This window comes from Streptomyces solitudinis (genome assembly GCF_036323765.1).
GTDB lineage: Bacteria > Actinomycetota > Actinomycetes > Streptomycetales > Streptomycetaceae > Streptomyces.
This window is the reverse complement of the sequence record NZ_JAZDCW010000032.1, coordinates 1-710: the sequence shown is the minus strand read 5'-3', so window position 1 is coordinate 710 and position 710 is coordinate 1. Positions and strand designations below refer to the sequence as shown.

The window sequence follows — 710 nt, the reverse complement described above, 5'->3', positions numbered from 1 at the left end:
GCCCGAACTCCGCTCCGAGCTGCAAGGCAGCATCCTGAACTGAGAAGCCGCTCCCCCCACATGAGCACCACAGTCCGTTTCGACGACCTCATGCCTCGCTCGGAGGAGCCATGACCACGCCGCCCGCCTCGTCAGACCCGTACGGTGAGATGGGGCATCACGCATCGTACGACGACGACGGCGACCAGCCGTTGGTGCGTCCGTACGCCATGACCGGCGGACGCACCCGGCCGCGCTACCAGCTCGCCATCGAGGCCCTGGTGAGCAGCAGTGCCGACCCGGCCCAGCTCCCCGGCCTGCTCCCCGAGCACCAGCGCATCTGCCACCTGTGCCGTGAGGTGAAGTCCGTCGCGGAGGTCTCCGCGCTCCTCGCCATCCCACTGGGTGTGGCCCGCATTCTCGTCGCCGACCTCGCCGAGGCCGGGATGGTGGCCATCCACCAGCCCGGCGGGAACAGCGAGCCCGGCGGTGCGCCAGATGTGACACTGCTCGAAAGGGTGCTCAGTGGACTTCGCAAGCTCTAGCTCCCCCATGGCGCCGGGCGGGATCCCGGCCCGCTCCACGACCTCCGCGAAGATCGTGGTGGCCGGTGGTTTCGGGGTGGGCAAGACGACCTTCGTGGGTGCCGTCTCGGAGATCAATCCGCTGCGTACCGAAGCGGTGATGACCTCCGCGTCGGCGGGTATCGACGACCTGACCCACACCGGTGG

The 710-nt window shown here is 68.9% G+C and carries 1 protein-coding gene and 1 pseudogene; both read left to right on the top strand.

The genetic code is table 11. From position 1 onward, the window contains the following. Window positions 1-110: 110 nt before the first annotated feature. Window positions 111-524, top strand: a complete 414-nt coding sequence (locus V1J52_RS26010; RefSeq protein WP_330142423.1) for a DUF742 domain-containing protein — start codon at window positions 111-113, stop codon at window positions 522-524. Next, window positions 505-710 (top strand): annotated as a pseudogene (locus V1J52_RS26005) (ATP-binding protein); the annotation flags it as partial. The gene V1J52_RS26010 and the pseudogene V1J52_RS26005, both read left to right, overlap by 20 nt.